Source organism: Ruegeria sp. YKSF57 (assembly GCF_059612585.1).
The window spans coordinates 43585-50548 of record NZ_JBXWQW010000033.1; the positions used below are offsets into that span (position 1 = coordinate 43585).

The window sequence follows — 6964 nt, forward strand, 5'->3', positions numbered from 1 at the left end:
CGATGGCGGGGACATTTTTCCGGCTGTTTCTGTCGGTCAGCGCTTTTCGATGTCGACGTAGTCGCGAAGAGTTTCGCCTAGGTACAACTGACGCGGACGACCGATCTTGTTCTGTGGATCGGCGATCATCTCTTTCCACTGGCTCACCCACCCAACGGTACGCGACAAGGCGAAGATAGGCGTGAACATGGAGGTCGGAAAGCCCATCGCTTCGAGGATGATGCCCGAGTAGAAGTCGACATTCGGGAACAGCTTCTTGTCGATGAAATACGGGTCTTCCAACGCCTGCTTCTCCAGCGCCTTGGCAACCTGAAGTTTGGGGTTGTTCTCAACGCCCAACAGATCCAGCACCTCGTCGGCGGACTGCTTCATCACTTTGGCGCGGGGGTCAAAGTTCTTGTAAACGCGGTGGCCAAAGCCCATCAGACGGAACGGATCGTTCTTGTCCTTGGCGCGGGCGATGTATTCGGGAATGCGGTCAACCGAACCGATCTCTTCCAGCATTTCCAGGCACGCCTGGTTGGCGCCGCCATGAGCAGGCCCCCAGAGACAGGCGATACCGGCTGCGATGCAGGCAAACGGGTTCGCACCCGAAGACGAGGCCAGACGCACGGTCGAGGTCGAGGCGTTCTGTTCGTGATCGGCGTGCAGCGTCAGGATGCGATCCATCGCGCGGCTGAGGATCGGGTTAACCTGAAAGTCCTCGGCCGGAACGGCAAAGCACATGTACAGGAAATTGGACGCATAATCGAGGTCGTTGCGCGGATACATAAACGGCTGGCCGACAGAGTATTTATAGGCCATCGCGGCAATGGTCGGCATCTTGGCGATAAGGCGATGCGTTGCGATTTCACGCTGCCGTTCGTCATTGACATCGGTGGAGTCGTGATAGAACGCGGACATCGCACCGACGACACCCACCATGGTTGCCATCGGATGAGCGTCGCGACGGAACCCACGGAAGAAATAGTGCATCTGCTCGTGGATCATCGTGTGGCGGCTGATCGTGGTCTCGAAATGCTCGAGTTCCTCAGCCTGCGGTAGATACCCGTAAAGCAGCAAGAAGCAGACTTCAAGGAAATGCGATTTCTCGGCCAGCTGGTCGATCGGATAGCCCCGGTGCAGCAGTTCGCCCTTTTCACCGTCGATATAGGTGATGGTGCTGTCGCAACTTGCTGTCGAAGTAAAGCCGGGATCATAGGTGAACACATCCGCCATGCTGTAAAGCTTGCGAATATCAATCACGTCCGGGCCAGCAGTCGGAGAAAAGACCGGCAGCTCAAAGCTTTTACCATGTACAGTCAGAGTGGCTGTTTTTTGGCTTTCAGTCATGGGTGTCCCTTCCTCAATCATACGCGGCGCGGACCGATGTCCGTACCTGCGGGCAACGGCTGCGCATGGCTGCGCAGTCCTGGTCTTTGCGGAGCAGCGTTGCCCGACCGAAGGTGCGGGACCTAGTTCACTGCATCGGAAAGCCGTGCCAGGGTTTCTTCTCGCCCCAACACAAGCATCATGTCAAATACCGAAGGCGTTACTGCCCGACCTGCCAGCACCGCCCGCAAGGGACCGGCCAACTTGCCGAACTTGACCCCCTGCATTTCAGCGAATGCGTTGAGGTTATCCTCCAGTCCATCTCGCGTCCAGCTAGCATTTTGCAGATGCGGCGTCAATTCATTCAGTATACCGTCGGATACTGACGCGAGGGCGGCTGCTGCTTTCTCATCTGGCTCAATTGGTCGGGCCGTGAGGATAAAACGAGCTTTTTCAAGAAGTTCCGGAAAGGTTCTGGCCCGATCCTTGAGGCAATACATCGCACGTTCAAGGTCGCTTGATTGCGTTGCTGTAAGCGCGGAAAGATTTGCTGCGGCAAGATAGGCTTCGATCTCCTGCCGCAACGCAGCATCACTCGCAATCGCTATGTGCTGACCGCACAGGTTCTCCAGTTTCTTGAGGTCGAAGCGCGCAGGGCTTTTGCCGATACCATCAAGGTCGAACCATTCCTGCGCCTGAACATCGGTAAAAAATTCGTCATCCCCATGGCTCCAGCCCAGGCGCGCCAGATAATTGCGCATGCCCGCGGCCGGATATCCCATCGCCTGATACTCCTGCGCCCCGAGTGCGCCGTGACGCTTGGACAGCTTTTTGCCGTCTGGTCCGTGGATCAGCGGAATATGTGCCCACACGGGCACATCCCAACCCATGGCTTCATAGATCATCATCTGGCGCGCGGCGTTGTTGAGGTGATCATCGCCGCGGATGACGTGTGTGACCCCCATGTCGTGGTCGTCCACCACCACGGCCAGCATGTAAACCGGCGTCCCGTCCGAACGCAGCAGGATCATGTCGTCAAGCTGGTCGTTGCGGATGGTGACGTCACCCTGAACCTTGTCGCGGATAACCGTGACACCATCTTGCGGCGCCTTGATCCGGATCGCGAAAGGCGTATCGGGATGTGTCGAGGGGTCGGCGTCGCGCCACGGGCTGAGATATAGCGTGGATTTTCCTTCGGCCCGCGCCTGTTCGCGAAAGGCCGCAATTTCGTCCTGTGTTGCAAAGCATTTGTAGGCTTTGCCCTGAGCCAGTAGTTCGTGCGCAACTTCGGCATGGCGCGCTGCGCCTTCGAACTGGCTGATCACATCACCATCGTGATCAAGCCCCAGCCAGCTCAGCCCCTGCAGAATCGCATCCGTGGCCTCGGGCGTGGACCGCTCGCGATCGGTGTCTTCAATCCGCAACAGGAATTTGCCGCCCCGACCGCGGGCATAGAGCCAGTTGAACAGCGCGGTGCGTGCGCCTCCGATGTGCAGAAAGCCGGTGGGAGAGGGGGCAAAGCGGGTGACGATCTTTTCTGACATATCTGGCGTTTACCTTTTGGTAACCAATGAGGTTCTAGTTTGCGCTTGTCTAACGAGCCAGGCGGGCAGGAGCAACCATGCGCATACTGGCAAGGGTCGAGGCGGCGATGCTGGCTCAGCGCGGGTTTCTGTTTCCCTGGGTGCCGGTTTTTCTGGCCATCGGGATCGGGGGGTACTTCGCTCTGAGCCGCGAACCCGGTCCGTCCGAATACGTCGGGGCGGGGCTGGTGATGCTTGTTTCGCTTCTTGCTGCATGGTTTGCAACCGCCGCGTGGGCACCAATTGCATGGGCGCTGGCGCTGTCGGCCGGGGGTCTGATCCTTGCCGGGGCGCACGCGCACAACGTGGCAGAGCCGATTCTGCAATGGCGCTACTATGGCCCCATAGAGGGGAGGGTCGTAGGCCTGGATCGGTCTGCTTCGGATGCGCTGCGGGTAACGCTCGATCAGGTGCGCCTCAACGGTGTACCGGAGGGGGAGCGCCCCGCGCGCATCCGAATTTCCCTGCACGGTGGCACCGTGCCGCTGGTACCGGGCCAAAGGATCATGACGACCGGACATCTGTCGCCGCCGCAAGGGCCGGTGGAACCCGGCGGATTTGATTTTCGTCGTCACGCATGGTTTCAGCGCCTCGGGGCCGTAGGGTATACGCGCGTGCCGGTCTTGACTGCTTCGCCGCCCGGAATGGGGCGGGAAGGTGTTCGGATATCAGCGGTGCGGACCGCGATCTCCAATCACATTCGAACCGAGTTGCCGGGGGATCTCGGTGGGTTTGCAGCTGCCGTGACCACCGGAGACCGGAGCGCGATCGGACAGCAAACGCTGGATGCGCTCAGGGCATCCAATCTGGCCCATCTGCTTGCAATTTCCGGGCTTCACATGGGGTTGCTGGCCGGATTTATTTTCTCCGCCACACGTATCGCCCTGTCCCTGATTCCCGCACTGGCGTTGCGCGTGCCGGTCAAAAAGATTGCCGCTGTGCTGGCGCTGGGGGCCGCCACCGCCTATCTGTTGCTTTCAGGCGGCAGCGTCGCGACCGAGCGCGCCTATGTCATGGTGGCAGTCATGTTATGTGCAATCCTCGTGGACCGTCGCGCAATATCGCTAAGGGCGGTGGCGGTTGCGGCCACGATCGTGCTGGTCCTGCAACCTCAGGCTTTGCTCAGCCCCGGTTTCCAGATGTCCTTTGCCGCGACCACCGCACTGGTCGCCGTGTTTGGCGCGCTCCGGAACTCTGAGATCGCGGTGATGCGCGGTCCATTCCGGTCTGTTTTTGCGCTGGTCTTGTCTTCGGCGGTCGCCGGCCTTGCGACGGCGCCGGTCGCGGCGGCGCATTTCAATGCGCTGGCACATTTTGGCCTGTTGGCAAACCTGTTGTCCGTTCCTGTGATGGGAAGCCTTGTCATCCCGGCGGCGGTTCTGGCGGCGTTGCTGGCTCCGTTTGGACTGCAATGGATCGGTTTGGGGCTGATGGGGGTCGGCCTGCGCTGGATACTGGCCGTTGCGGAGTGGATTTCCACGCTTGACGGCGCAAGGGGTTATGTCGTCAGTCCACCGACCTATGTGTTGCCTGCGCTGACTCTGGCCGCGTTATTCCTGATCCTGTGGCAGGGGTGCTTCCGCTGGTTCGGTGCAGTCGGCGTGGTCGCCGCGCTCTCCTTGTGGGGGCAGGGGACGCGGCCCGAAATTCTTGTGGCGGATACCGGCGCCTTGGTCGGCGTGATGACGCCAGAAGGGCGCGCACTCAGCAAGGCGCGCGGAGCGGGATTCATTGCGTCGGTTTGGCTGGAGAACGACGGGGATGGGGCAGACCAGCAACAGGCGGCGCTACGCTGGCCTCAGGATGAGGACATGCTGCGCCGGATTGATCTTGGCGATGTCGAGCTTGTCCACATTACCGGCAAAAAGATGGCCGGTGGCCTCACCACGTGCTCGGAGAAACAGATCGTTGTCTCTCAGGTTCCACTAAACCTTTCGGGCGATTGCCTTTTGTTCGATCCGGCCAAGTTGTCCATGACGGGGAGCCTGGCGATTTCCGGCGGTCAGATCCAACAAAGCCGCGCGCTTTCGGGAGCGCGGCTTTGGTCACCGTAGGCAGGTATCAATACGTTCGGATCAGCCCGACCAGCCGTCCCTGCACCTTGACCTTGTCGGCAGGAAGGACGCGGGTTTCATAGGCGGGGTTCGCGGCCTCCAGCGCGATGGTGGCGCCCCGGCGAAAAAAGCGTTTCAGAGTGGCCTCCTGATCCTCGACCAACGCAACGACGATGTCGCCGTTATCGGCGACCGAGGTTTCGCGGATCACCACGACATCGCCGTCGTTGATCCCGGCTTCAACCATCGAGTCGCCGCGCACCTCCAGCGCGTAGTGCTGTCCCTTGCCGGATAGCATGGAACCCGGAACCGCGACCTGATGCGAGACATGGCTGATCGCCTCGATCGGGACACCGGCGGCGATCCGGCCCATGACAGGCACCTCGAGCGCATGAGCCACGACCGGTTCGACATTTGCGGGACGCGGCCCTTCCGGGCGGTCGCCATCGATTACACGGGGTTTGAACCCGGTCGTTGGTTCGCCGCCCAGGCTTTCGGGCAGTTTGACAATCTCGATGGCGCGGGCGCGGTGCGCGAGGCGGCGGATGAAGCCGCGTTCTTCCAGCGCCGTGATCAAACGATGGATGCCGGACTTGGACCTGAGATCCAGCGCCTCTTTCATCTCGTCGAAACTGGGCGGCACGCCATCCCGTTGCAGGCGCTTGTGGATGAATTCCAGCAAATCCAACTGCTTCTTTGTCAGCATCGCTCATACCTCATCGTTCATGCGTTTGCTTTTGTTCTACGCATGTTCACGTTTTGTGTCAACGGATATGAGCCAGTTCTACAATGGGAGATACAAGACCTGGTCCCCGGCATTACGTGCGGGATCGTCCGGTGGTCGCACCAGCAGGGCATCGGCGCGGGCCAGAACGCTGAGCAGAGAACTGTCCTGATCGTCGCAGGCGCGGATGCCGTTTTCGTCGATCGTGGCGCGCATATAGTGCTCGCGCGGTCCATTCCGGGACAGCGGCGCGGCAAGGCGTGCGCGGCGAAAGGCGGGCACGACATCCGACAGGCCAAGCATGCGCCGCACCATGGGCGCGAGAAACAGATAGCCACAAACCATTGCCGACACCGGGTTGCCCGGCAGGCCGACCATTGGCGTCTGCCCGATGCGCCCGGCCATCAACGGTTTTCCGGGCCGCATTCGGATCTTGTAGAACGCGCGCTCCATGCCCAGTCCGGCGGCTACATCGGCAACCAGATCGTGGTCGCCTACGGATGCGCCGCCGATGGTGACAACCAGATCGGCCCCTTTGGCCAATCCAAACGCGGTCTCCAGCGAGGATATCGTATCGCGGGCAATCGGCAGGATGCGGACATGTGCCCCGACCCCTTCAAGCAGCGCCTTGAGGCCAAACGTGTTCGACGCGATGATCTGATCGGGGCCGGGGATTTCACCCGGCATGACCAACTCATCCCCGGTCGAGATCAGGGCAATCTCGGGCTTTTTCACAACCGGAACTTCCGGGATATTCATGGCCGCCATCAGGGCGACATCCTCGGCCCGCAGAACGCGAGGTGCCTGAATTATTGTTCCTTTTGCGAAATCGATGCCGACGGGGCGGACATTCGACTTGGTACCGGGATCACGTGAAATGGTGATCAGATCTCCACGGCGATCGACATCCTCTTGAATGACGACGAAATCCGCGCCGTTGGGCATCGGGGCGCCGGTAAAGATGCGAACCGCCTGACCCGCGCCCACAGTGGTGCTGAAACGGTGGCCCGCTGCCGCCTCGCCAACCACTTTGAACATCGCGTGCAGTTCGACCTCTGCGGATTTGACGGCATACCCGTCCATCGATGAAGCCGCGAACGGGGGCTGGTCGCGGGTTGCCGAGACATCTTCTGCCAGAACACGCCCGGCAGCATCCGTCAGGCCAACGGGTTCGGTTGGCAATGGCGAAACCAGATCGAACAGCAGAGAGCGGGCTTCGTCTACCGTAATCATTTCGCCTCGTAACGACCGGATTTTCCACCATCTTTCAAAAGAACGCGTATACCGCCGAT

At 60.4% G+C, this 6964-nt stretch carries 5 protein-coding genes; 1 reads left to right on the forward strand and 4 read right to left on the reverse strand.

Features of this window, described 5'->3' with window-relative positions; all coding sequences use genetic code 11:
• Positions 1–36 precede the first annotated feature (36 nt).
• Complete coding sequence (locus AC2FLX_RS14890) at positions 37–1332, reverse strand: citrate synthase (protein WP_480750454.1); 1296 nt, start codon at positions 1330–1332, stop codon at positions 37–39.
• Between the two features lie 122 nt (positions 1333–1454).
• Positions 1455–2855 carry a glutamate--tRNA ligase gene (gene gltX / locus AC2FLX_RS14895; RefSeq protein WP_496811060.1) on the reverse strand — a complete coding sequence of 467 codons (1401 nt, stop codon included), beginning with the start codon at positions 2853–2855 and terminating at the stop codon, positions 1455–1457.
• 77 nt (positions 2856–2932) lie between these two features.
• Here gltX and AC2FLX_RS14900 point away from each other — a divergent pair, with 77 nt between their 5' ends.
• A complete protein-coding gene (locus tag AC2FLX_RS14900; protein WP_496811061.1) occupies positions 2933–4948 on the forward strand; it encodes a ComEC/Rec2 family competence protein in 2016 nt (671 codons plus the stop codon).
• 7 nt (positions 4949–4955) lie between these two features.
• Here the strand turns inward: AC2FLX_RS14900 and lexA are convergent, their stop codons facing one another.
• Complete coding sequence (gene lexA, locus AC2FLX_RS14905; protein WP_480750457.1) at positions 4956–5654, reverse strand: transcriptional repressor LexA; 699 nt, start codon at positions 5652–5654, stop codon at positions 4956–4958.
• 78 nt (positions 5655–5732) lie between these two features.
• Positions 5733–6905: a molybdopterin molybdotransferase MoeA gene (locus tag AC2FLX_RS14910; RefSeq protein WP_496811062.1), complete on the reverse strand. Its 1173-nt coding sequence runs from the start codon at positions 6903–6905 to the stop codon at positions 5733–5735.
• Between the last annotated feature and the right edge of the window lie 59 nt (positions 6906–6964).

Coding starts and splice junctions, on each gene's coding strand:
- gltX (WP_496811060.1), bottom strand. CDS start 2,855: ATGTCAGAAAAGATCGTCACCCGCTTTGCCCCCTCTCCCACCGGCTTT.
- AC2FLX_RS14910 (WP_496811062.1), bottom strand. CDS start 6,905: ATGATTACGGTAGACGAAGCCCGCTCTCTGCTGTTCGATCTGGTTTCG.
- AC2FLX_RS14890 (WP_480750454.1), bottom strand. CDS start 1,332: ATGACTGAAAGCCAAAAAACAGCCACTCTGACTGTACATGGTAAAAGC.
- lexA (WP_480750457.1), bottom strand. CDS start 5,654: ATGCTGACAAAGAAGCAGTTGGATTTGCTGGAATTCATCCACAAGCGC.
- AC2FLX_RS14900 (WP_496811061.1), top strand. CDS start 2,933: ATGCGCATACTGGCAAGGGTCGAGGCGGCGATGCTGGCTCAGCGCGGG.